Consider the following 23218-nt stretch of genomic DNA (forward strand, 5'->3'; position numbering starts at 1 on the left):
ATAATTGAGGTATGACTATGAATTCCGGCAAACTTAAAGATACGCTGACGGTGGGGGATGTTGCCCGCCGCAGCGGTATTCCGGTTTCCACAATCCATTTTTATGAAGCTAAAGAACTGATCGCGGGTTGGCGTACAGCCGGTAATCAGCGGCGTTATCATCGGGCAGTGCTGCGTCGTATTGCAATTATACGGATTGCGCAGCGGGCAGGGATATCGCTCGCTATTATTCATGATGCGCTGAGGGACTTGCCGCACGACCATGTGCCGACCGCACGTGACTGGCGGCAATTTACCAATACATGGAAAGATATGCTGGAAGAGCGCATTATCAGCCTGATGCAGCTGAGGGATCAGATATCCACTTGCATCGGTTGTGGCTGTCTTTCACTGGCGGATTGTCCTTTGCGTAATCCTGATGACCGGCTGGGACAGGAAGGAGCAGGACCGCAACGTTTAGTGCCTAAGAAACTCTGAATTGACGAAGAAAGGTTTTTATAATTATTGCTTGACCTCAGCTTTGGTTGAGGTTCTATAAGCATGTCGGTGATTGTGACAACCTGTCAAATAGGTGGTTGTCGCAGGCATTCTTTTTGAAGTGTCACATGATTTTACGCACGGGTAAAAACCGGTGAATTCATGTGATCGCGAAGGGATCTTGGCGTTTTAAACGCTTTTGGAGAGCCGACATGAATAAATATGGAACCGATATAAAACCGGCTGCTGCTGCCGCTCAATCTACTGCACATTTCAACATCATAAAAACTATGCGCCTCACAGGCCATACAGGGTGATGAAATGCCGGTTATGATTACAAGGATACTGGATGCGCAGTGGTTCGACGTTTTGGCACGCATTTTGCTGACACTGGTTTTCTGGACAAGCGGGCTGGGTAAATTATTCGATTTTACAGCCAGCGCAGGCATTATGGATGATTTCGGCCTGCAACCAGGTTGGGCCTATAATATCGCTACCCTGATCCTTCAGATCGGTGCATCGCTGATGATTATCTGTAACAAAGGTGTATGGCTCGCCACAGGTGCTTTGGCCGTCTTTACTATCCTGACGGTGCCGGTCGCGCATCCGTTCTGGGCGAAGCAGGGAGAAGAGGCATTCCGTGACGTGACCGTTGCGCTTGAGCATATATCCGTCATCGGCGGATTGGCTGTCTATGCTATCTATTTTCGTCAAAGACAGCGCATGCTTTAGGCTGACGACAGATCACTCTTCGGCCATAGCTTATTCCGGAGAGTGGCAATCTTACCTGCGAAGAAAGTCAGTTAAATGTAAGAGGCCAGAATATTAATGAAAAACAATGAGATACTGAAAATTGTGATCAATGCCACGATCCAGACCCCGAAGGCTTTGATTTCAGCATATTGAGCGCCGGACTGGCTTTCCAGATATTTCCTCTCAGCATAAGCCGCAATTACAACTGAAAGTGGAAGACCGATCACCAAGAGCGACACAATAAGCGTTGTCATTTTAAAAATCATGGTGCGCTCCCTTTTGCTAAAACCAGTTTCACTGGGTGTTCTTTAAAGTCTATAGAGCATTAAAAGAATTGCAATCTTATTGCTTTTATTCACGTTTAAGTGTTTTTTCTTGAATTTTGTCGCAATCAAGACATTTGAATTACTTAAATTACTGATATTTAAATTGAATATTTAATTCAACTATAGTCTGATTTGACGTAGTTTATATTGATATTACCGTCATTTTCTGCCATTGCGTCCGCGTTAGCGGGAGGGAACCGCATGTTGGCATTTCCAATACTCTGTGATGCTATAAGGCAGAGAAGGCAAATTCGTTTTATTTATAAATCACTTCGCTGGATGGTGGAGCCGTATTTGCTCGGCTATTCACCTGATGGTAATATGGTTTTAAACTGCTGGGTTGTATCGCATCGTCATGAAACCGGCTGGCAGCAATTTCATGTGCCGCTGATTTCTAATGTTGTTTTATTGCAAAAGCGCTTTTTGCGGGCGCGGTCGGATTATAATCCTTACGATAAATCCATTGCACAGGTGGTCTGGCGCTTTGAGGGTTTCAACGCATCAATCGATGTCGGAGAAATTTGACACATCATGCAGCAATCCTGTGTGATCGCTGCATGATGCAGGGCAAAATCAAATAGCTCTGAGATCCTGAAGCCAAGGTCCCGCATTGCGGGCATCGGCTTCATGTGGCTCATCGCGCCATGTTTCGGCAAGGCTTGCCTGATACCAATCCTGCATAGCAGGCAGGTTACGCAGATGGTCGGCATATTTTGCTGCTTTATCGCCGAGTTTGATGCCATAAGACTGGAAACGGAAGACTACCGGTGCAAAAAAGGCATCGACAGCAGTGAATTTTTCACCGGCCAGAAACGGCCCGCCAAATTTATCCAGACCTTCAGTCCAAAGCTGCTCAATACGATTGATATCTTTGAGCAGAGCAGGCTCCATTTTCGTGCTAATATCAATGCGCAAACCGATATTATTGGTACAAATGCTACGCAATGTATGAAAGCCTGAATGCATTTCAGCTGTCGCACAGCGTGCCCATGCTTTGACTTTTTTGTCCTGCGGCCAAACCTGCGGATACTCATCCGCTACATATTCGGTTATGGCGAGAGAATCCCAGACTGAAATTACACTGCCATCACTTTGCTGATCGGACAGGCAAGGCACCTGACCGGTTGGTGACGGATTTTTGTTCCAGTCAGCACTGCCGAACGGGATCAGCATTTCTTCAAAAGGGATTTTGAGCTGCGTCATCAAGAGCCATGGCCGGAGTGACCATGTGGAGTAGTTTTTATTGGCGATATATAGTGTGTACATCGAATATTTGTCCTGCTGCCGATGCAACAGTCATTCCATGAAATACGTGTCCGGTATAGAAAAAACAGTGATCTGTAGCAAAAAATAATGCAAACCTGACAAAACCTTATAAAATCAGAGCAATGACAGGGAAACGTGAACCGGCAGAATGCTCTCGTGTATTCCCGTGCAGTTTCGAGAATGACGGATAAAATTTATGCATATCAGACCTTTTGTTTCAAATGATCGCCACAGACTAACCGAGATTTGGCGCGCCGCCGTTGAGGCAACCCATGATTTCCTAACTGTGGCCGATATCGAGCATTATGAGCCGCTTGTACGGGATACATATCTGCCTGCCGTTGAAGTCTGGGTTGCAGAAGATGCACAAGGCGCACTGACCGGTTTTATCGGCCTGTCTGAAAACAAAGTGGAAATGCTGTTTGTTGATCCGGCCGTTAAAGGGCAGGGCATTGGACGTGCCTTGCTAGACCATGCACATAGCCTGAAAGGGCGTCTTGCCGTGGATGTGAACGAGCAGAACCCGTTAGCGGTGGGGTTCTATCTGAAATATGGTTTTGTCCAAACCGGCCGCTCAGAGACAGACAGTGAGGGCAAGCCCTTCCCTATTATTCACTTGGCGCAGCCTGAGACTTGCTGCTGAGATAGGCCAGCAAATCATCAATCTGACTCTCCCATAGTCCCCAAAAACGCATACTGGTTCCCGGAACCATGGTTTTTGGGGATGTCAGAAACTCTTTGAGGGTTGCATCATTCCAGATCAGGCCATTTTCACCGGCCTGCCTCAAAGCATCTGAATAGACAAAGCCTTCTATCGAGCCAGCCTCGCGTCCCTGAATATCCATCAGGTGAGGCCCCATCCGGTTGGTTGGCTGGTTCAGGGTATGACAAAAATAGCATTTCTTATAAATTTTCTCGCCATTCTTCACATCGCCATCTGCCAGAACTGGAACAGGTGCCAGCAGAGCAAGAATAAGGATTGAAGTTTTTAAAGCGCGAAACATTGCAGGTACCAGTCAGTCATAAATCTGTTGGCTTGCTTTACGCACGATCAGCAATAGCTGCAATGCGGCACCGGTAAGGCTGCTGTGTACCGGTGCCGTTTGGTGTTAGTTTTTCTGTCCCATTGTCAGTACCAGAGTTAGCAATGCAGAGACTACACAATAGGCCACAAGAGGCAGCACTGTATCACCACCGAGAAGCAGAACTGCGACGGTTCCGCCAATGCTGACCACCAGACTTTCAATGCAATAATAGATTGCTGTAGCCATTCCGGCATAATCGCCAAAGGCTTTGAGCGCGCCATTGGCCGTAACAGAGCAAGTCAATGCGATGCCTGCCGCTACGATCCACATAATCAGAATGAATGCCACCACATTCAGCTCTGTGACCCATCCTGCAAAGAACAGCAAAATACCACCGCTCATAATCAGCAAGACACCGCGCCTTAAAGTGCCGCGTAGTCCCCACCATTTGGTGTAATTACCGGCAAAACGAGCGAAGATCACCATCACAATGGCGATGCTTGCAAAACACAGACTAAATGTGACGGTAGACAGGCCAAGTCTATCGATCAGCAAGCGCGGTGCCGTTGAAAAATAAACAAAAAACGCGCCCATCGCCGTACTGAAGCCCATTGTATAAGTCCAGAACTGACGATTGGAGAGGATTGTGCGCAGCTTCCCTTGCTGTTCTTCACGGGTTACAATCCGCGTTTCCGGCCAGCGCCATGCAGCATGGAGACCGGCAAGTGCCCCCAATGCTGCCAGCAGCCAAAAAATACTGCGCCAGCCGAACTGAATGTCCAGCAAGGCGCCGAGCAACGGTGCCAGTGCCGGTACAAATGCCAGCATTGAACCGAACAGACTGTAAATCACTGCACTTTCCGGTCGCTCCGCATAAACATCACGCACAGTCGCAAAAGTTGCCACCAGCATAGCCGCAGCCCCTGCCGCCTGAATGAGACGCAAGACAAGAAACAGATTGGCAGAGCTACTCATCGCCAGCCCCGCAGACGCAGCGGTAAACGCAAATGCACCACCGAGCAGAACCGGTCTGCGTCCGAATTTGTCTGACAGAGGGCCGAAGATCAGCTGACCTGTGCCGAGCAGTAACAAATAGAGGCTGAGTGTGAGCTGTATCATAGCGGGGTTGGTTTGCAGCGCTTGCGACATATGCGGCACAACAGGCAGGTAAATATCCATGCCCATAGACGCCAAAAGGTCAAACGGCACCATCAAAAACAGAGCAGCACTAAGTGTAAAGCGCCATTGCACCGGCAGACTTCCCTCTGCGGGTTGCATAGGCTTACTTTTGTAAGAAGACATGAGTTGAATCCACATGAATGTGGCATGCATAGAGAACATCATCCGCCACGGTGTTTAAAACAACCGGCAGAGCAGGGTTCTGAATGTTACGCCGTAAATTTTCTTCAGATGATAAAATTTACGGCTGACGGGTTGCGGATTCGACTTTTCCCATAATGATTGCTGTTTAAAATTTTCTCTGCAAATTGTCAAAGCGGGGCAATTGCAGGTCAAACCTTCAGAAATGGATTACGACCTGTCAGTATGCTGATAAACGCAATTGTGAGTGGCTTCTCAGCCATGCGGCACTATGATCGCAGGAAGAATGTCGGTCTTTGATTGACTGGACGGTGTATTTTTGCCAAATCAGCGCAAATGATTTTCATAGAAGCGCAGGATGATCCCTGTATAATGCGTCTGTGTTTATTGCAGAATGTTGCGGTGCTATTGTAAGTCCTGTCAGGCAAATGCTGCGATGTGAGATTGAGATTATGACGTGCATCAGATGCACAGGAAAGGTTTAGGGCTATGACAGCCGATTTCCGCGAGCTTCGTATTAATATGGTTGATACGCAGATCCGCACAACGGATGTGACGGATCTTGCTGTTCTGGATGCTTTTCTGGCAGTTCCGCGTGAAGAATTTGTGCCTGCGCATCGCCGTGAACTGGCCTATATTGATGAAGATCAGGTTCTGGCAGAAACAGCTGAAGGCGTACGTTATCTGATGGAACCTTCACCGGCTGCGCGTTTGGTGCAGCTTGCTTTGGTGAAGAAGCAGGATGTGGTTCTGGATGTCGGTTGTGGCACAGGCTATCTGACTGCCGTTCTCTCCCAATTGGCAAGCTCCGTGATCGCTCTTGAAAGCAATCCGGATTTTGTTGCTATTGCGACTGAAAAACTCCAGACACTCGGCTGTGATAATGTTGTTGTCGTTACCGGTGAACTGACTGCCGGTTATGCCAAAGAAGCACCATTTGATGTTATCATCATTGAAGGTGCTGTGGATTTTGTTCCGGAAGCATTGCAGGCACAGCTTAAAGATGGCGGCCGTCTGGTTGCAATCGAAGGGCAGGGCAATATGGGCGTTGCGCATATTTATGTTAAAGAAGACGGTATTATTTCTCGCCGTGGCGTCTTTAATGCTGCCGTTAAATTGCTGCCGGGCTTCCGTCGCACAGCTGAATTTGTGTTCTGATTAGTCTGCACCAGATTGACAAAAAAAGCCTGCCCGAGAATTATCAGGCAGGCTTTTTGTTTATTACGGATATTTGAGCTTAAAATCTCCGGATAAACTGATATGTTTCAAAGGCTGAAAATACGATTTGCAACTTACGGAGCGCAAAATTGTGCAAAATAGAGCAGATCGCTAATTGTTGTTTTGGCAACAATAACAATTTGTTTATTAATGAGTTAGCCTGACGGGTGGAAAATCCGATTTTTACCCGTTATTAGCAAATACCCGAATGAGTTTGGGAATTTTGATTCGAATTGTATGGGGTAAACCGTGGTCAATTTCAGCAAACAGGTTTTAGCTGTTGCACTCTTAGCGAGCACGGTACTCGCACCGGCACCTGTTATGGCGGAAACGCTGTTTGGTGCAATGCAAAAAGCGTATCATAATAATGCTGCACTGAATTCGTCCCGCGCGGGTCTTCGCGCCGTTGATGAAGATGTTGCAATTGCCAAATCCGGTTACCGTCCGACTTTGAACGGCACATATAAATATGGTCGCAGCCGCGATGGTACGAGAGATTTGTACTCAACTACAGGTGAAGTTGGCATTCAGCTTAACCAGACTTTGTTTGATGGTTTCCAAACAAAAAACAACGTGGCGGCGGCCGAAAGTAACGTATTCGCCCAGCGTGAAAATCTTCGCAATAATGAACAGAACCGTCTGTTCGAAGCTGTGCAAGCCTATATGGATGTGTACCAGAATCGCCAGATCGCTTCTCTGCGCCAGAAAAATCTTGCCGCATTGAACGAACAGGTACGTGCTGCAAAAGCACGTCTTGATGTTGGTGAAGGTACACGTACAGATGTGGCACAGGCTGACGCACAACGGTCATCTGCTGTCGCTCAGCTCAATGCAGCTCTTGCTAACGTAAAGTCTGCCGAAGCGGTTTATCGTCAGGTTACCGGTTCATCGCCGGATAAGTTACAGACAGCAAAGCCTGCTGGTAAATCCCTGCCAAAAAGCATTGCTCAGGCCTATGCGATTGCTGAAGCCGCTCATCCGGGCATTAAGGCAACACAATATGCTATGGACGCTGCCGGCCATAACGTGAAAGCGAAAGAGGGCGCATTGCTGCCAACTGTGGGGCTCACAGCTTCCGCTTCGCATTCCACTGTTTATTCAGGTCTGCCGATGGCTGGTGACGGCAACTCTGCTTCGATCGGGGTTGGCGTAACTGTACCAATTTATTCCGGTGGTAAAAACTCCGCCACTGTGCGTAAATCCAAGGAACAGCTTGGTCAGGCACGCATCGAAATTGATGTGATTCAAGATCAGGTACGCGCAGCCGTTGCCTCTTCATGGTCGCAGCTTGAAGCATCAAAGGCTTCTCTTTCTGCATTCCGTGATGGTATTGCAGCGGCACGCCTAGCATTGGACGGCGTGGTTGAAGAACGCAATGTCGGCCAGCGTACAACACTCGATGTGTTGAACGCGCAGAATGATCTGGTCGATATTCAGATTCAGCAGGTTCAGGCTGAACGTGATGTTGTTGTTGCAAGCTATGCGGTGCTTTCATCCGTCGGGCGTCTAACTGCCACTCAAATCGGCTTGCAGGTTGCAGAATATAAGCCTGAGCAGCATTATGAAGCTGTGAAAGATAAATGGATTGGTTTGCGTACGCCGGATGGCCGTTAATCATTTGGTTTATAGTATTTAAAAAGCGGCGCTCAATGCGTCGCTTTTTTTGTTTTTTGCCATTAAGAGATGGCTGGTATATTTCAGAAATGTCTAAAAGTTAAAAATCACTTAAGAAATCTGTGTTTTACGCCTGAACAGCGCCTGCGGGGATTCTCAAATCACCAATGCTTCTGTAGTTTAGGCATAAGATTCGTTGAATTTTGAAATTGAAGAATTTTTACGCATAGCCGGTGAGGCGAACAGCAATAGCTGAAAAGTTCTCCCGTAATTATGCGCCAGACAAAGGATGCTGCACGATATGGCACAGACTTCCAGCGCAACACGTGAACCATCCATGGAAGAAATTCTGGCTTCCATCCGCAGAATTATTGAAGACAGTGATGTTTCCAAGCAGGTCACTGCGGAGCTGACAGCTACACCAAAAGCGCCTGAACCTGTGACAGAAGAACGTCGCGGTGAGGTCACCCAGTTTCCGCGCGCGCTGGCTGTTGAAACTATCCAGACTACAGCACAGGCTGCTGCGCCATCTTTCTCATTAGATGCAGTTTTACGCGGCAGTATCAGCGAGCAGCAAATGCCGGAAGCAACGCGTGCTGAAATCCATGAACGCAATGTTGCGCATGTGCGGATTGCTACAGTCAACCCGCCGGTGCCACCGGTTGTGAATGCTGTTGCTGAGCAGCCGAACAGTGATGCCATAAAAATGTCCGAGGCACTTCTTATGCAGGTGGCTGAAAAGCGGGTTGTTCCGATGACCCAGCCAACCACAAAAGAAGAGGCAGCACCAGTGTCAGAAAACAGAACTGAAACTGTAGCGCACAAGTTCTCTGTCTCTTCAGAGGACAAGCCATTGATTTCGCAGGCCGCAGAGCAGCATGTTGCGGCGTCATTTGGTAGCCTTAGTCAGGCTCTGCTTGAAGAGCAGAAGCGTCTGCTGAATGATAAAATGGAAGCGATGTTGCGCCCGATGTTACAGGAATGGCTGGATACCAATCTGCCGCCACTTGTTGAGCGCCTTGTCCGTGAAGAAATCGAACGGGTTGTTCGTCGCGGTTAAGACATGTGACTTTGCGGTCAATATAAAGAATTATAGAGCATTTCACAGTCAAGTTGGATCAACTTAGACAGTCCGGGATAATGCGGCTTTCTAAAGAATTGAGACGCGAGCACTGCGATCCGACATGAACGTAAACCGCTCTAGCCCCGCTGCCGCTGTAGACGGGGCTATTTTTATGGCAACAGTCACCCTATATAGATTATAGAAATATCGTGATTTGCAATGTGAGGCATGCAGCCAGTCTTGATTCTTTGTTTTAAACTTGCTTTGAAACGCTCAAAGAGTCTTGTCCGTTATGAATATATGATTATGCCTGCCTGAGGCGGCGCGTAGCATACGCTTCATACTGCTTGCCTTCATATAAAGAGACAGAGTTTTTATGTTAGAGAAAACCTACGATTCCGCGGCCACAGAGCCAAAAATTGCTGAACTTTGGGAAAAAGCCGAGGCTTTTAAAGCCGGTGCCGGTTCCAAGCCTGGTGCGGATCCGTTTGCGGTGGTGATTCCGCCGCCGAATGTTACCGGTTCTCTGCATATGGGCCACGCGCTCAACAATACAATTCAGGACATCATGGTGCGCTTTGAGCGCATGCGCGGCAAGAATGTGCTGTGGCAGCCAGGTATGGATCATGCCGGTATTGCAACGCAGATGGTTGTTGAACGCCAGTTGATGGAACGGCAAGAGCCGAACCGTCATGTTATGGGACGTGAGAAATTCGTTGAGCGTATCTGGCAGTGGAAAGAAGAATCCGGCGGTCTGATTTTCAATCAGCTGCGTCGCCTCGGTGCGTCCTGTGACTGGTCGCGCGAGCGCTTCACCATGGATGAAGGCCTGTCGAAAGCTGTTCTCGAAGTTTTCGTAACGCTCTACAAAGAAGGCCTGATCTATAAAGATAAGCGTCTGGTCAACTGGGATCCTAAATTGCAGACCGCGATTTCGGATATCGAAGTTGAGCAGCGCGAGATCAAAGGTAATCTCTGGCACTTCCGCTATCCGCTGGAAGGTGTGGCTTTTGATGCCGAAAACCCGGATACTTATATCGTTGTTGCCACAACACGCCCTGAAACTATGCTGGGCGATAGTGGTATTGCGGTTAATCCGGAAGACCCTCGCTATCAGGCACGTATTGGCAAGAATGCTATTCTGCCGCTCGTTGGCCGTTCACTGCCGATTGTTGGCGACGATTATGCTGATCCTGAATCCGGCTCCGGTGCGGTAAAGATTACCCCTGCACATGATTTTAATGATGCTGAAGTTGGCAAGCGTAATAACTTACGTAAAATCAATATCATGTCGCCGGAAGCTAAAATTCTTCTGAAAGACAATGAAGATTTTGCGGAAGGTCTGACTGCATCCGCTGAGCTTGATGCTTTGGTAGAGCGCTTCCATGATGAAGACCGCTTTAAGGCGCGCAAAGCCATCGTTGAAATGATGGATGAGGGTGGCTATCTCGAAAAGATCGAAGATCACACACATATGGTGCCACATGGCGACCGTGGTGGCGTGCCGATTGAGCCGTTGCTGACTGACCAGTGGTATGTAAATGCTGCTGAAATGGCTAAGCCGGCGATTGCTTCTGTTCGCGAAGGCCGTACAGCGATCGTGCCTAAAACATGGGAAAAAACCTATTATGACTGGATGGAAAACATTCAGCCTTGGTGTATTTCCCGCCAGCTTTGGTGGGGACATCAGATCCCTGCATGGTACGGCCCTGATGGCACGATCTTCGTTGAGAAGTCCGAGGCTGAAGCTGTTGCTGCTGCCGAGAAGCATTATGGTGCGCCAACAGAAATTACCCGTGATTGCGACGTTCTCGATACATGGTTCTCGTCGGCTCTGTGGCCGTTCTCGACCCTTGGCTGGCCGGACAAAACACCTGAACTCGACACCTATTATCAGACTGATGTTCTGGTAACCGGTTTCGACATCATCTTCTTCTGGGTTGCCCGCATGATGATGATGGGTCTGCACTTCATGAAAGAAGAGCCGTTCCACACCGTTTATGTTCACGCACTCGTGCGTGATAAGAACGGCGCGAAAATGTCGAAGTCCAAAGGCAATGTTATCAATCCGCTTGATCTGATTGATGAATATGGTGCCGATGCGCTGCGTTTCTCGCTGGCAATCATGGCAGCGCAGGGACGTGACGTGAAGCTTGATCCGGCACGTATTGCCGGTTACCGGAATTTTGGTACCAAGCTGTGGAATGCGACGCGCTTTGCGCAGATGAATGGTGTAACGCGCAATCCGGATTTCAAACCGGAAGATGCTAAGCTGGCCGTCAATCGCTGGATTTTGACCGAACTGACACGGGCAACAAAAGCGATTACCGAAGGTATCACAACTTACCGCTATAATGATGCGGCGGGTTCAGCCTATCGCTTTGTCTGGAACCAGTTCTGTGATTGGTATCTGGAACTTCTCAAGCCTATTTTCATGGGCGATGATGAAGATGCAAAGCGTGAAGCGCAGGCTTGTGCTGCTTATTGTCTGGATGAAATCTACAAGCTGCTGCATCCGTTTATGCCGTTCATGACAGAAGAACTGTGGAGCCTGACGGCCGGTGAAGGCCAGAGCCGTGAAACGCTGCTTGCACATGCACCATGGCCGGAATTGAGCTTTGAAGATGCATCCGCAGCGGATGACATTAACTGGCTGATCGAGTTGGTGAGCGGTATTCGTTCCGTTCGCTCCGAGATGAATGTTCCGCCATCAGCGCAGGCACCGCTTGCGGTTCTGGAAGCCAATGATCTGACGAAAGAGCGTCTTGCACATCATGATGCAGCGATCAAACGTCTGTCGCGTGTTGCTGATATCAGCCTGTCCGATGCGGCGCCAAAAGGCTCTGCACAGCTGGTTGTGGGCGAGGCGACTTATTGCATGCCGCTTGGCAGCCTGATTGATCTTGATGCTGAAATGGCGCGCCTTGAGAAAGAAAACGGCAAGCTGGCAGCGGAAATGGAAAAAATCAACAAGAAACTCTCGAATGAGAAGTTTGTTGCCAATGCCAAGCCGGAAGTGGTGGAAGCTGATCGCGCCCGTCTCAAAGAATTGCAGGAAGCACAGAGCAAGATTGCTGTCGCTCAGCAGCGCCTGAAAGATGCTGAGTAAGCCTGCCATCGCACTTCGCTGAATAATTGTTCCGCCCTTGAACCAGATAAGTTTGAGGGCGGAATTGTTTTATCCTGCTTTTGAAACAAATTCCGGTCAGAGTTTGGCTGCAATCCGCATGAAATCGGTAAGTCTGAAATCTCATTGATTCTGTATGATATTTTTGAGTTCTCTAACTATATGAATTTTTTATATTAATTTAAAAACACAGTAGCTTTTGAAGCGAAATATCTGTAATTTCGCTGATGGGAAGCGTCATGAAATCAGGCTATTGCAAAGCTCGATATATGTGTTTGGGGTCGAATATTATGATTTCAGGACAATAATAAGCGATTGTCGTTTTTGCGTGATATTTTTAACACAGGGTGTGTTTGGGGAAGCGAAACTGGCAAAAATTGGCATTTCATCGAGTGTTTTTCGCGATGAAACACAAAAAATCTTCGCAGCGCAGCCAAATTTTCGCTTTTTGGGGAAAGCGAAAACGAACCGTCAGTTCGCTAGCTGTTTCTTGGCCTTGCAGAACCTATTCGGCATGTTACGCTCACGTCAAAATTAAGTATAAAAATCGAGGGACACTATGCTTAAAACTGCATTGAAATTTTCTGCTGTTTCACTGGCATTATCTGGGGGAATATTGACTGCACATGCCGGTGGTCTGGAACGCAGTTCTCAGGATTTCGATATTCTGTTTGAAGACGGTAATGTGGTTGAAACAGGAGCGACATTTGTTACACCGCAGCGAAAGCTGAAAAATATTCGGTCTGGGCTCGGTCCTATAAATCCTGTGCAGGATCAAAATTACGGTAAACCTTTTGAAACAGAAGTTGACGAAGGTAAATCTTACTGGGTACCAAAAGTTTCAGCAAAATTTCAGCTGACCGATGACCTCGCCTGTGCTGCACAATATCGTCAGCCTTGGGGAATTGATACGGATTCTGGTATCAATAATGCGCGAATGTTTAGTTCGATAACGCAGAAAATTTCTTCTAACGATTATGGTTTGAACTGTTCTTACCGTTTTGCAGCAGGTGAGAAAGGCTTCTTTCGTATTCTTGGTGGTGTGAGCTATCAGGAGCTAAAAGGTAAGCAAACCAAGGTATCAGCACTTTCAGCTTCGACTTTTGCAAATAGTAAGTTAGATGTTGATGATAGTGCTTTTGGCTGGCGGTTGGGTGCCGCTTATGAAATTCCGGAAATAGCACTGCGTGCGAGCCTCGTTTACCAATCCAAGGTCAGTTATGATCTCGATGGTGAAGTTAATGTAGCACCTATCGGCTCTCCAATCAGTTTTACAACACCTGTACGCGGCTCAGTGGCAACTCCGCAGTCCGTTGAATTCAAATTCCAAACTGGTATTGCACCTGACTGGTTAGCTCTGGCTTCGGTCAAGTGGACGGACTGGAAAAGCATCACCAAAGTCAGCTTTCTAAATTCGGGAACTGATCCGTTTTTGATGGGGAAATTTCCTGTAGGTTCTGAGGTTACCTCGCTTGATCTGTATTACAAAGACGGTTGGACAGTCACGGGTGGTGTTGGCCATAAGTTTAATGATCAATGGTCTGGTGCAGCAACTGTAACCTGGGATCGTGGAACTTCAACTGGCCTGACATCACAAACAGATGTTTGGTTGCTCGGATTAGGCGCTAATTATAAAGCAACTGAGCACCTTGAATTCCGCCTTGCTGGTGCCGTTGGTGTACTCACATCGGGTACTTTGGATAGTACAAAAAACGGTGACGGCACATCAAATCCAACCGGTTCAAAAGCGGATTTTGGCACAGACGTTGTTGGTGGTATGACACTTTCGGCAAAATACCGTTTCTGATCTGATAATCAGATAAAAAAGGCGCTGTGATTGTGGTGATCACAGCGCCTTTTTAAATGAGTATTTAGCTGCTTATTTCTCCAGACGAGCGAGCAGGGATGATGTATCCCAGCGGCCGCCACCAAGCTTCTGCACATCCTTATAATACTGGTCCACCAAAGCAGTCAGAGCCAATGTGGCGCCATTGCGGTCGGCTTCTTCAAGGCAGATTTTCAGGTCTTTGCGCATCCAGTCTGCGGCAAATCCGAACTCATATTCACCCTTGATCATGGTTGGTGTGCGGTTTTCCATCTGCCATGAACCAGCAGCACCTTTGGAAAGCACATCAATAACCGTCTGAATATCAAGACCTGCGCATTTGCCGAAGTGAATGGCTTCTGCCAACCCCTGCACAATACCGGCAATGCAAATCTGGTTCATCATTTTGGCAAGCTGGCCATTACCGACAGCGCCCATTAAACCAACCGAGCGGGCATAGGCAGAAATAACCGGCTTGGCTTTGCCAAAAGCAGCTTCATCTGCACCGCACATCACGGTGAGAACGCCATTCACAGCACCAGCCTGACCACCGGAAACCGGCGCATCAATGAAATGGAAGCCGCGCTTGCGCGCCTCTTTATCCAGCTCACGGGCAACTTCGGCGGATGCCGTTGTATTATCGATGAAGATCGCCTCTTTGCTGATCGTGTGGAATGCACCATGCTCACCAAGCGTTACTTCACGCAGGTCGTCATCATTACCGACACAGCAGAAAACGTAATCCTGTCCCTGAGCGGCTTCAGCAGGGGTTGCAGCGAAACTGCTTTTAAATTCCTGCGCCCAGGCCTGTGCTTTGGCAATTGTGCGGTTATAGACTGTAACTTCGTGCTCACCGCGAGTCCTGAGATGCCCCGCCATCGGATAGCCCATTACGCCGAGGCCGATAAATGCAACTTTAGCCATGTCTCTCCCATTCCATCAATCTGCTGAATACGTTTTGTGATGGTATTCGTAAGGAAGAATATAGGTTTTAGCAACAGAGCGATCTGGGCACTTTTATTGTGATTGCAACCACTTAAATCACAGCTGATTGTCTATGCCCTCAGGCTGTAGATCAGCACGGAGTTTTGCAGTATTTTTATAAGCACAGATTGGAGAACAAAATTATGAATCAGAGCGATGAAGTGGTAAATGGTGCCTGTCATTGCGGAACAGTACAGTTTCGGGTGAAATTATCTGACGGGCTGAATACAGCACGTCGTTGCACCTGTTCTTATTGCCGGATGCGTGGTGCCGTGGCGGTTTCTGCCCAGGTTGGTGGTTTGGAGATTACCAGCGGCGAGGAAGCACTAACGCTATATCAGTTCAACACCAAGGCTGCGAAACATTATTTTTGCTCTGTTTGCGGGATTTACACCCATCATCAGCGCCGTTCCAACCCTCAGCAATATGGCATTAATGCCGCTTGCCTTGAAGGTGTCAGCCCGTTTGATTTTGATGAAGTAATTGTCAATGATGGCGTTAATCATCCGGCAGATGATCAATCGGCCAACCGACCGCCTTATGTCGGCGTATTGAAATTTATTCGCTGCGAGTAACGGTTATTTATCGTTGATGATCGCCCAGCGTTCATGGTCGCGCCAGTCACCGTTAATGAAGAGATAGCGCGGGGAAAAGCCCTCTTTGTGGAAACCCGCGCGCTGAACAAGAGCGATAGAGCGCTGATTATCCGGTTGGATATTGGCCTCAATGCGATGCAGCCCGACTTCATCAAAACCATAAGTGATCGTCTGCTTCAGAGCTTCAGTCATGAGGCCGCGACCTGCAAATTCCACCATGCTGTAATAGCCGAGATAGGCACTACGGAATGCCTTCATGAAAATTTGACTGATGGTAAAGACACCAACAATCCCGCCGCTGTCTGCATCCCGCGCAACAAGCGCCTGAGATGCACTGCTCTGCAAATTACAAAACCACTCTTCAAAGCCAACCTGATCCGTGAAGTTGCGCATCCACGGATGATGATGGTCGCGGCTGGCAATATTTCCCGCAATCAGTTCCTGTGCATCTTTTCTGCTAACTGGCTGTAAATTGATCATTTTATTCTCCGTAATAGCTATATTTTATGGCGCAGAAGCCGCAGAAAACTCAATCCCTATATTGAGAGAATATCGCGTTTTATAACAGTAGCATTGCGCGTACATAAATATTATGCCAGCGATTAGCAGGTTAATTAGAACCTTGTAAAAGCAGGAGTGCAGTTTGGCGGATAAAAAGCGGTCTTGGCAAACCTATCTGGCAATTGCAGCTATCTGGTTGCTGATTATGCTGGTGTTCGTGGCTTATTCAGCCCGTCAGAGCATTAATCAGGCACGTGATGAGGTAAGGCAGACTGGCACGGCATTGCATCGCGTGCTTTCACAGCGGGCAGCGCAACATGATGCACATCTGACCAGTCTGAATGCTCTGATCCTCTCAGCCAATCCGCCGCCTGTTGATGCCCTGCGTCAGGTGTCGCGCAATATTATCCGGTTTTATCCGCGCATCAGCATTATTGATGTGATGCTTTTGACCCGAGAGGGCGCAAGAGTAAGCGCACAACCGTTCCTGATGGTTGATGAGAGCGAACACGAGACTATTGCCGGTGCTTTTGCTGTGCAGATCGCAGGGCAAAAACCGGGTGAGGTGCGCACTTATCTTTCTGATAAAGTTGGTGACCGCTATTATCTTGGCAAGAAATCAGACAATTCCAATCCCGGCTATGCCATTATTATGGCAATTAATCCGGCTCTGATGATTGAACCAAATGAGCGCCCAGACTGGGCTGATCTCAGCCTTTCTATTGATGGTAAGACAATTTTGCAGCAGCACTCCGCTCTTCAGAACGCACCGTCATTGTTGAAGCCGGTGGTTTATACGCAGCAGATTGACAGCCAGAACCAACCACTGCTTTTGACATTAAGTCGTCCAATAGTGCTGTCGGAGATGATTGACCCGCGGCGTACTGCTTTGCTGGCGGTTGTCTCGCTTTTGGCGCTACTGGTATCCTATTCACTATGGCAGTCTGTGCGAGCGGCCAAAAAAGCTGAACAAAAAGCACAATTACTGGAACATGAAACACGCCTTGCTCATGCGGCGAGGGTGAATTCCATGGGTGAGTTAGCATCGGGGATTGCCCATGAGTTGACGCAGCCACTCACGGCATTGCTCAGTCAAAGTCAGGCAGCACTGCGCCTTGAGGCTTCCGGTGAGCGACCTGATCTGCTGAAACAAGCATTGACGGCCAATGTGCGCGAGGCATCCCGTGCCGGTGAGATTTTAAAGCGTATGCGTAACTATATGAGCAATCATGAACCGCAGCGCAAGCCGATGGATATCAGCCAGAGCATTCGCGATGTGAGTGAATTGCTGCGCACTGACCTTGCGCAGCGCAATATTACATTGCTTATTCAAACAGAGAAAAACACACCCGCGATTATGGGTGATGCGGTGGAAATGGAGCAGGTTCTCTATAATCTCATCCGCAATGCCGCCGATAGTCTTGTTCAAACGGAGAAAACAGACAAGCAGATCTCTGTTACAGCCCGCAGCGGGCAAGGGCAGCTTGTGATCACTGTGTCCGATAATGGCAGTGGCATTGCCGATGATGTGTTGCCGCGCTTGTTTGAGCCGTTTTTCACCACACGCAATGGCGGTATGGGGCTGGGGCTTGCGCTTTGTACAACATTGATTGAGCGGATTGACGGGGAAATCACCGCGGCCAACCGGCCTGAGGGCGGTGCTGAGTTCACGATTGCGCTGCCTGTAGCAGAAACATCATCAATAAAGGTCTGATTATGAAAAACTTCAATATCTATCTGATTGATGATGATGAAGCGGTGAGGGATGCGTTGTCCTTGCTTTTGCAGACCTATGATATGCGCGTTGAGACATTTCGCGATCCGGCCACTTTTCTGGCGCATGTTGATCCGCAAAAACCCGGTTGTCTGATACTGGATTTGCGTATGCCGATGATAAGCGGGTTGCAATTGCAACAAAAGCTGCTTGAGCGCGGTATTGACTGGCCTGCCATTATGATTACCGGTCATGGTGATATCAATGCTTGTCGCCGTGCTTTCAAGGCCGGTATTCTGGACTTTCTCTCCAAACCGGTCGATGAACAAGTGTTGCTGGATGCGCTGGCTTTGGCCTCTGCAAAGCTGGATAAAATTCTGGAAAAGGCTGAAGCGCAAACACTGCTGGCTAAACTGACCGACCGTGAGCAGGAGATTTTTGACTTGATATGCAAAGGCTTCGGCAGCAAGGAAATTGCCGCAGCGCTCAATATTTCTGTGCGCACAATCGATGCACATCGTGCAAATATTGCCGAAAAACTGGAAACCAGTTCGGTTGCCGATTTTGTACGGCTGCAATTATCGGGCAATGATACGGCGCATCCGTAATACTACCTATAAAGTTCAGGACTATCGCGGATTCCCGACATTCATGCGTTTCACTAGATTAGAGCGCATCCCGAAAAGTGTGAAACGGTTTTCGGAAAAGATGCGCGTTAAAACAAATGATTAGAGCGCTGATCTGATCCAATCAGATCAGCGCTCTAATAATCAGAAAGCCGGTTGCTTTCATCAACAATCAGGAGACGATCATGAAACGCATTTTGTTTGCCGGAGCTGCGGCACTTGTACTGACCTCTGCTGCATCTGCGCAGGTATTGCAAGAAAAAAACATGCCGCTGAACCTTGCGGTAAACATTGCCAATGAAACAATCGCTGCCTGCTCTGCAAAGGGTTACAATGCTTCTGTTGCAGTTGTTGACCGTGCCGGTGTGCTGCGCACATTGCTGCGCGCTGACAATGCCGGCGCCCATACACCAGCCGCTGCAACTGCAAAGGCTTACACCTCTGCATCTTCCCGCACACCAACCGGCATGATGGCAGAAAATATTCAGAAAAATCCAACTGCTGCTGAACTGGCCAATATTCCGGGCTTTCTCGTCTTGGCAGGCGGTGTGCCGGTGAAGATCGGTGACGAAACCATTGGTGCAATCGGCGTTGGTGGCGCACCGGGTGGTCATCTGGATGAAGCCTGTGCCGTGGCTGCGTTGGATAAAGTAAAAGACCAGCTTAAATAATAAATCAACCGTCGTTCTGTTGTTTCAGGACGGCGGTTCAATCATTATGAAATCCCGATAAGGAGAGCGTGGTGTCCCGTTTTTTATCAATACGTAAAATCCTGAAAAGCACTCTGCTTATTGCCGGTCTGATAGTGACAATGACGGGAGTTTCCATGTCCGAAACGACGAGCAAAGAACGCCAAATGCTTGAGGCGGCAGCGTCCGGTGATGTGGCCACTATTCAGCAACTGCTGAAAGACGGCGTGAATGCGGATACACGCAATGATCATCGCCAGACAGCTTTGTTGCTGGCAACGCATAATAATCAGATTGAAGCTGCAAAAGTGCTGATTGATGCCGGTGCGGATGTCAATGCCAAGGATATGATACAAGACAGCCCTTATCTTTATGCCGGTGCACGCGGTCATCTGGAAATTCTCAAAATAACCTTGTCTCACGGGGCCGATCTGAAAAGCACCAACCGTTTTGGCGGTACGGCTTTAATTCCTGCATCCGAGCGTGGCCATGTAGAGACAGTGCGCACACTGATTGAGGCAGGTGTTGATGTGGATCATATCAACCGCCTCGGCTGGACAGCGCTAATTGAAGCTGTGATCCTGAGTGATGGTGGTCCGGCTCATGTGCAAATTGTGAAATTGCTGAAAGATGCTGGCGCAGATTTGTCCATCAAAGATAATGACGGCGTAACGGCACTTCAGCACGCTAAAAAGCGCGGCTATACAGAAATTGTCGCGGTTCTTGAAAAGTAAAACTAATAAGTTTGTAAAATAAATTTTACTGTTCATGTTACGATGGAAATTATAGCCATAATAGGCTTTGATACAACGCGTAACAGCCTTAAGGATAGTGAATATGCCGGTTCAACAGCAGTCAGAAAACAATGCCTCGAGAGAGGATATTGCTGCGATCATTGCTGAACGTAGCCGTCATTTTCATCTGCAATGGTTTAAAGACCTGTTTTCCGGCCGCTTGTCTCTCGGTGACACATTCTGGCTGGGTTATCTTGGCAGTGCTCTGATTATTGCGCCTGTCACATTCGTATTTTTTATTTTGGCGCGAGGGTTTCTACCCAGCACCTATTTTAGTCTGGTTCTGGCAGTTTGGTTTTGCCTGATAAGCCTCTATTACATCGCATTATTTATGGCTGTTGTCCGCAAGGCCCTAAGCACGCCTGAAGCAGCTGGCTGGAGATGGGCAGCAGTTTTGTTTGCTCTGCTCAGCACCATGGGGCTGCTCACCAGAGTTTATGCCTATCTTGCTACATGAGCGATTGTGTGTGTGCTTTACAGCACCAGCAGGCCGATACCGCTGAGAATATCTGTTGCCTGACTTTTGGAAATGATCGCGCCTTTGAGCACTGCTGCATCATGAAAAGTGAGGCTACCCAAGTCACAGCCGCGAAGGTCTGCGCCTTTAAATTTGCTCAAACGCAGTGAAGCGCCGCGCATCCGGCAATCTTGAAACACGGTCTCACGGAAATCACACTCCCTGAGATCAGCCTCGCTGAAATCCATATTGATCAGAGTTTTCTTGCGGAACGAAACGCGCGGCAGAAAAGCGGCGACTAGCAAACATTCTTCAAAATCAGTGCCAATCAGGCTGCACTCGGTGAAATCCGCACCGGTCAGTTTCGATTGTGAGAATTTGGCGCTGTTGAGATTGGAGCGGTTCCAGAGCGTATTGGACAGATCGCAATTTTGAAACTGCGCCGCATTGCCTTCACTATTGGACAGGTTTACGCCACTGAGCCGGCATTTAATAAATTGCGTATCGGTAATAACCGCAGCTTTGAGATTACAGCCGACAAATGTGCAATCTGTAAAAACACAATCGGACAGATCGCTGCCGGATAAATCCGCACCGTCAAATCGTTGACCGCTGATATTTCGCGTGCCACCAGCAATCTGGCTAAGAAGTGTATCAGTCACAGGCATAGCGCTGTCAGCGCTTACGGGTCAGAACAGCAAAAGCTACGCAACCGGCCAAACCGAAAGCGATAATTCCCTGAACAAGGAAAACCCACTGTATCGAGCTCATGATATCACCTTTCATTCGTTTGAAATTATATGATCTGTGCAGTGCTTTATCACTCTCACGCGGCGCTGTCAGCTTTTTAAATATGATTATTACAGCGGTTTAAGTTAAAGCTGAATCGTTCAAACCGCTGTAACTATTTGTTTTTACGCATTATCCGACGCAAAACCGCTTCGCACTTTTGCTGGAAATGCTTTAAAGACCAGAATTAAAAAAAACGGCGGTGTTTGCACACCGCCGTTGTAATCTTAAGCTATCCGTTTTTACTCGGCCAGCCATTCTTTAATACGATCAGGATTGTCGGCAATATATTTGTCAACGGCCTTATCATAAGACGTTTCCTGAGCCTCAAACATCGCTTTTTCGAGGTCTGCCAGCGGGATATTCATCTTCTCCAGCAGCGAAGCGACTTTCGGATTGTCTTCCTTAAAGCCTTTACGGGCGAGGGCATTCACATGCTCTGCGGCACCGAGCGCACCTTCAGGATCTTCCAGATAGCGCAGTTTGTATTTACCGAACATCCAGTGCGGGCTCCATGCGGTTGCCACGAACCAGCCGTCAGAGCGGGTAGCGCGATCAACGGTTGTGAGCATCGCTGCTTCACTGGAGATTTGCAGCTTGTAATTCAGGCCGTATTTCTTCACGGCTTCTTCTGAAAGGCGGGTCAGACCGGCACCCGGATCGATACCCTGAATCTGGCCTTTGAGTTTCTCGTGAATTTCAGCTTTCTTCAGGTCTTCAATCGACTTGATATCGCTTTCAGGTACGCTGGAAGGCACAACCCAGCCGAGCTTTGCACCTTCATAGAGTGGGCCCAAATTTTCAACTTTACCTTCAACGCGCTTGTAGTAATCAGCATGTGTTGCAGGCAGCCAAGCCATCAGCATGGCATCAAGATCGCCGCGGCTTACGCCCTGATAAAGTGGTGCAACATCGGTCTGCACCAGTTCGACTTTTTGATCCAGATTATCCTGAATAAGTTTAGCGGCGAGTTTGGTGACAAACTCAGCATCGGACCACGGAGCCCAACCGATTTTCACCACTTTGGCATCGCTTGCAGCAAATGCTGAAGTTGCCATGGTTCCCGCCAGCAATGCCGCCAGGCTTAGACGTGTCAGTTTCCCGAACATATCTTCTCCTTTAAGGTTTTTGTATTCTCAGATTATGCTTCCTGCTTACGCAGGGATGGTGTTTGTGTGCTGCCGGTTTCCGGCTGCTTACGCAGCGCTGCAAAGCGCTTGAACAGGCTTGGTTGAGGTTTGCCGAAGCTCTGGGTAATGCGGTCAAGAACCACAGCCAGAATAACTACGGCCAGTCCACCTTCAAAACCGGTGCCGACATCAAGGCGCTGAATACCTGTGAGAACTGTATTACCCAAACCACCGGCACCAATCATCGAGGCAATAACCACCATCGAAAGTGACAGCATGATTGTCTGGTTAATACCGGTCATGATGGAAGGCAGAGCATTTGGCAGCTGCACTTTGAACAGCAACTGCCGTGACGTACAACCAAAAGCCAGACCGGCCTCAACGAACTCACCATGCACCTGACGAATACCCAGATTGGTCAGACGTACTACCGGCGGCATCGCAAAAATTACAGTCGCGATAGTACCGGGCACGGCACCCAGACCGAAGAACATGGCCGCCGGAATGAGATAAACGAAGGCAGGCATGGTCTGCATCAGGTCGAGTGCGGGACGAATAATCGTCGCCAGCACTTCACTGCGTGCCATGGCAATACCCATCGGAATACCAACTACAATCGCAATGAAGGTTGCCGCCAATACCAGTGACAGACTTTCCATCGTACCGGACCACAGCCCCATATGATGAACAAGCGCTAATGCTAAAGCGGTGAAAATCGCAAATTTCCAGCCAACGCGCCAAAGCGACAGCAATGCCAGAATGATAATACCCGCCACAGGTGGAATGGCCAGCAATCCGCCCTGAATACCACCGGTTACAAAACCAATCACGGCTGCGATCATATCAAGCGCCGGTGTAAAGTGGTCGAGAATATAGTTTACTGTGATATCGGCACCTTTGCCGATACTAAAATTCATATCCATAT

The 23218-nt window shown here is 48.5% G+C and carries 24 protein-coding genes; 15 read left to right on the forward strand and 9 right to left on the reverse strand.

Annotation, left to right across the window (positions count from 1 at the left end):
- The first annotated feature begins 17 nt into the window (after window positions 1–17).
- Together soxR and QUF18_RS17145 are read left to right on the forward strand one after the other, a co-directional pair.
- Window positions 18–476 carry a redox-sensitive transcriptional activator SoxR gene (gene soxR, locus QUF18_RS17140; RefSeq protein WP_289388492.1) on the forward strand — a complete coding sequence of 153 codons (459 nt, stop codon included), beginning with the start codon at window positions 18–20 and terminating at the stop codon, window positions 474–476.
- 321 nt (window positions 477–797) lie between these two features.
- Window positions 798–1208 carry a DoxX family protein gene (locus tag QUF18_RS17145; RefSeq protein ID WP_289388493.1) on the forward strand — a complete coding sequence of 137 codons (411 nt, stop codon included), beginning with the start codon at window positions 798–800 and terminating at the stop codon, window positions 1206–1208.
- A 71-nt stretch (window positions 1209–1279) separates the two neighbouring features.
- On the opposite strand, the gene QUF18_RS17150 is transcribed toward QUF18_RS17145, so the two are convergent.
- Window positions 1280–1495 (reverse strand): hypothetical protein, encoded by a 216-nt coding sequence (locus tag QUF18_RS17150; RefSeq protein WP_289388494.1) that lies wholly within the window; start codon window positions 1493–1495, stop codon window positions 1280–1282.
- Between the two features lie 354 nt (window positions 1496–1849).
- On the opposite strand from QUF18_RS17150, the gene QUF18_RS17155 reads away from it, so the two are divergent.
- Complete coding sequence (locus tag QUF18_RS17155) at window positions 1850–2080, forward strand: hypothetical protein (protein ID WP_289388495.1); 231 nt, start codon at window positions 1850–1852, stop codon at window positions 2078–2080.
- A gap of 48 nt (window positions 2081–2128) precedes the next feature.
- Here the strand turns inward: QUF18_RS17155 and QUF18_RS17160 are convergent, their stop codons facing one another.
- On the reverse strand, window positions 2129–2821 hold the full coding sequence (locus tag QUF18_RS17160) for a glutathione S-transferase (protein ID WP_289388496.1): 693 nt from the start codon (window positions 2819–2821) through the stop codon (window positions 2129–2131).
- A gap of 196 nt (window positions 2822–3017) precedes the next feature.
- Between QUF18_RS17160 and QUF18_RS17165 the strand changes: the two genes are divergently transcribed.
- Window positions 3018–3464 carry an acetyltransferase gene (locus QUF18_RS17165; protein WP_289388497.1) on the forward strand — a complete coding sequence of 149 codons (447 nt, stop codon included), beginning with the start codon at window positions 3018–3020 and terminating at the stop codon, window positions 3462–3464.
- Here QUF18_RS17165 and QUF18_RS17170 read toward each other — a convergent pair.
- Both QUF18_RS17170 and cml read right to left on the reverse strand, forming a co-directional pair.
- Window positions 3430–3825, reverse strand: coding sequence for a c-type cytochrome (locus QUF18_RS17170; protein ID WP_289388498.1), 396 nt, complete (start codon window positions 3823–3825; stop codon window positions 3430–3432). The genes QUF18_RS17165 and QUF18_RS17170 overlap by 35 nt on opposite strands.
- Window positions 3826–3930: 105 nt before the next feature.
- Window positions 3931–5148, reverse strand: a complete 1218-nt coding sequence (gene cml / locus QUF18_RS17175) for a CmlA/FloR family chloramphenicol efflux MFS transporter (RefSeq protein ID WP_289388499.1) — start codon at window positions 5146–5148, stop codon at window positions 3931–3933.
- Window positions 5149–5655: 507 nt separating this feature from the next.
- Here cml and QUF18_RS17180 point away from each other — a divergent pair.
- From QUF18_RS17180 to QUF18_RS17200, 5 genes are all read left to right on the forward strand, one after another.
- On the forward strand, window positions 5656–6324 hold the full coding sequence (locus tag QUF18_RS17180) for a protein-L-isoaspartate O-methyltransferase family protein (RefSeq protein ID WP_289388500.1): 669 nt from the start codon (window positions 5656–5658) through the stop codon (window positions 6322–6324).
- 309 nt (window positions 6325–6633) lie between these two features.
- Window positions 6634–7998 (forward strand): TolC family outer membrane protein, encoded by a 1365-nt coding sequence (locus tag QUF18_RS17185; protein ID WP_452612412.1) that lies wholly within the window; start codon window positions 6634–6636, stop codon window positions 7996–7998.
- Window positions 7999–8752: 754 nt separating this feature from the next.
- Window positions 8753–9058 (forward strand): PopZ family protein, encoded by a 306-nt coding sequence (locus QUF18_RS20525; protein WP_374807206.1) that lies wholly within the window; start codon window positions 8753–8755, stop codon window positions 9056–9058.
- Between the two features lie 379 nt (window positions 9059–9437).
- The gene (locus QUF18_RS17195; protein WP_289388502.1) at window positions 9438–12170 is read left to right on the forward strand and encodes a valine--tRNA ligase; all 2733 of its coding nucleotides are present in this window, start codon (window positions 9438–9440) and stop codon (window positions 12168–12170) included.
- A 577-nt stretch (window positions 12171–12747) separates the two neighbouring features.
- Complete coding sequence (locus tag QUF18_RS17200) at window positions 12748–13995, forward strand: OmpP1/FadL family transporter (protein ID WP_289388503.1); 1248 nt, start codon at window positions 12748–12750, stop codon at window positions 13993–13995.
- A 72-nt stretch (window positions 13996–14067) separates the two neighbouring features.
- Here QUF18_RS17200 and QUF18_RS17205 read toward each other — a convergent pair whose 3' ends face one another.
- Window positions 14068–14937 (reverse strand): NAD(P)-dependent oxidoreductase, encoded by an 870-nt coding sequence (locus tag QUF18_RS17205; RefSeq protein WP_289388504.1) that lies wholly within the window; start codon window positions 14935–14937, stop codon window positions 14068–14070.
- 203 nt (window positions 14938–15140) lie between these two features.
- Between QUF18_RS17205 and QUF18_RS17210 the strand changes: the two genes are divergently transcribed.
- Complete coding sequence (locus QUF18_RS17210; RefSeq protein WP_289388505.1) at window positions 15141–15572, forward strand: GFA family protein; 432 nt, start codon at window positions 15141–15143, stop codon at window positions 15570–15572.
- 3 nt (window positions 15573–15575) lie between these two features.
- Here the strand turns inward: QUF18_RS17210 and QUF18_RS17215 are convergent, their stop codons facing one another.
- Window positions 15576–16073: a GNAT family N-acetyltransferase gene (locus QUF18_RS17215; RefSeq protein ID WP_289388506.1), complete on the reverse strand. Its 498-nt coding sequence runs from the start codon at window positions 16071–16073 to the stop codon at window positions 15576–15578.
- A 163-nt stretch (window positions 16074–16236) separates the two neighbouring features.
- Here QUF18_RS17215 and QUF18_RS17220 point away from each other — a divergent pair, with 163 nt between their 5' ends.
- The 5 genes from QUF18_RS17220 to QUF18_RS17240 all read left to right on the forward strand — a co-directional run bounded on the left by QUF18_RS17220 (window position 16237) and on the right by QUF18_RS17240 (window position 20374).
- Window positions 16237–17808, forward strand: a complete 1572-nt coding sequence (locus QUF18_RS17220; protein ID WP_289388507.1) for a sensor histidine kinase — start codon at window positions 16237–16239, stop codon at window positions 17806–17808.
- A gap of 2 nt (window positions 17809–17810) precedes the next feature.
- Window positions 17811–18416, forward strand: coding sequence for a response regulator transcription factor (locus QUF18_RS17225; protein ID WP_289388508.1), 606 nt, complete (start codon window positions 17811–17813; stop codon window positions 18414–18416).
- 203 nt (window positions 18417–18619) lie between these two features.
- Window positions 18620–19105: a GlcG/HbpS family heme-binding protein gene (locus tag QUF18_RS17230; protein WP_289388509.1), complete on the forward strand. Its 486-nt coding sequence runs from the start codon at window positions 18620–18622 to the stop codon at window positions 19103–19105.
- Between the two features lie 155 nt (window positions 19106–19260).
- Window positions 19261–19857 carry an ankyrin repeat domain-containing protein gene (locus QUF18_RS17235; protein ID WP_353074546.1) on the forward strand — a complete coding sequence of 199 codons (597 nt, stop codon included), beginning with the start codon at window positions 19261–19263 and terminating at the stop codon, window positions 19855–19857.
- 103 nt (window positions 19858–19960) lie between these two features.
- Complete coding sequence (locus QUF18_RS17240) at window positions 19961–20374, forward strand: hypothetical protein (protein ID WP_289388510.1); 414 nt, start codon at window positions 19961–19963, stop codon at window positions 20372–20374.
- 17 nt (window positions 20375–20391) lie between these two features.
- On the opposite strand, the gene QUF18_RS17245 is transcribed toward QUF18_RS17240, so the two are convergent.
- The 3 genes from QUF18_RS17245 to QUF18_RS17255 all read right to left on the reverse strand — a co-directional run bounded on the left by QUF18_RS17245 (window position 20392) and on the right by QUF18_RS17255 (window position 23216).
- Window positions 20392–21036 carry a pentapeptide repeat-containing protein gene (locus tag QUF18_RS17245; protein ID WP_289388511.1) on the reverse strand — a complete coding sequence of 215 codons (645 nt, stop codon included), beginning with the start codon at window positions 21034–21036 and terminating at the stop codon, window positions 20392–20394.
- Between the two features lie 369 nt (window positions 21037–21405).
- Window positions 21406–22272, reverse strand: coding sequence for a glycine betaine ABC transporter substrate-binding protein (locus tag QUF18_RS17250; protein ID WP_289388512.1), 867 nt, complete (start codon window positions 22270–22272; stop codon window positions 21406–21408).
- A gap of 32 nt (window positions 22273–22304) precedes the next feature.
- Window positions 22305–23216 (reverse strand): ABC transporter permease, encoded by a 912-nt coding sequence (locus QUF18_RS17255; protein ID WP_289388513.1) that lies wholly within the window; start codon window positions 23214–23216, stop codon window positions 22305–22307.
- Window positions 23217–23218: the final 2 nt, after the last annotated feature.

This window comes from Pseudochrobactrum kiredjianiae (genome assembly GCF_030362795.1).
In the GTDB taxonomy this organism is placed as follows: Bacteria; Pseudomonadota; Alphaproteobacteria; order Rhizobiales; family Rhizobiaceae; genus Pseudochrobactrum; species Pseudochrobactrum kiredjianiae.

Coding starts and splice junctions, on each gene's coding strand:
- QUF18_RS17165 (WP_289388497.1), top strand. CDS start 3,018: ATGCATATCAGACCTTTTGTTTCAAATGATCGCCACAGACTAACCGAG.
- QUF18_RS17205 (WP_289388504.1), bottom strand. CDS start 14,937: ATGGCTAAAGTTGCATTTATCGGCCTCGGCGTAATGGGCTATCCGATG.
- QUF18_RS17230 (WP_289388509.1), top strand. CDS start 18,620: ATGAAACGCATTTTGTTTGCCGGAGCTGCGGCACTTGTACTGACCTCT.
- QUF18_RS17160 (WP_289388496.1), bottom strand. CDS start 2,821: ATGTACACACTATATATCGCCAATAAAAACTACTCCACATGGTCACTC.
- soxR (WP_289388492.1), top strand. CDS start 18: ATGAATTCCGGCAAACTTAAAGATACGCTGACGGTGGGGGATGTTGCC.
- QUF18_RS17215 (WP_289388506.1), bottom strand. CDS start 16,073: ATGATCAATTTACAGCCAGTTAGCAGAAAAGATGCACAGGAACTGATT.
- QUF18_RS20525 (WP_374807206.1), top strand. CDS start 8,753: ATGACCCAGCCAACCACAAAAGAAGAGGCAGCACCAGTGTCAGAAAAC.
- QUF18_RS17240 (WP_289388510.1), top strand. CDS start 19,961: ATGCCGGTTCAACAGCAGTCAGAAAACAATGCCTCGAGAGAGGATATT.
- QUF18_RS17195 (WP_289388502.1), top strand. CDS start 9,438: ATGTTAGAGAAAACCTACGATTCCGCGGCCACAGAGCCAAAAATTGCT.
- QUF18_RS17150 (WP_289388494.1), bottom strand. CDS start 1,495: ATGATTTTTAAAATGACAACGCTTATTGTGTCGCTCTTGGTGATCGGT.
- QUF18_RS17180 (WP_289388500.1), top strand. CDS start 5,656: ATGACAGCCGATTTCCGCGAGCTTCGTATTAATATGGTTGATACGCAG.
- QUF18_RS17250 (WP_289388512.1), bottom strand. CDS start 22,272: ATGTTCGGGAAACTGACACGTCTAAGCCTGGCGGCATTGCTGGCGGGA.
- QUF18_RS17235 (WP_353074546.1), top strand. CDS start 19,261: ATGTCCGAAACGACGAGCAAAGAACGCCAAATGCTTGAGGCGGCAGCG.
- cml (WP_289388499.1), bottom strand. CDS start 5,148: ATGTCTTCTTACAAAAGTAAGCCTATGCAACCCGCAGAGGGAAGTCTG.
- QUF18_RS17225 (WP_289388508.1), top strand. CDS start 17,811: ATGAAAAACTTCAATATCTATCTGATTGATGATGATGAAGCGGTGAGG.
- QUF18_RS17200 (WP_289388503.1), top strand. CDS start 12,748: ATGCTTAAAACTGCATTGAAATTTTCTGCTGTTTCACTGGCATTATCT.
- QUF18_RS17145 (WP_289388493.1), top strand. CDS start 798: ATGCCGGTTATGATTACAAGGATACTGGATGCGCAGTGGTTCGACGTT.
- QUF18_RS17170 (WP_289388498.1), bottom strand. CDS start 3,825: ATGTTTCGCGCTTTAAAAACTTCAATCCTTATTCTTGCTCTGCTGGCA.
- QUF18_RS17255 (WP_289388513.1), bottom strand. CDS start 23,216: ATGGATATGAATTTTAGTATCGGCAAAGGTGCCGATATCACAGTAAAC.
- QUF18_RS17210 (WP_289388505.1), top strand. CDS start 15,141: ATGAATCAGAGCGATGAAGTGGTAAATGGTGCCTGTCATTGCGGAACA.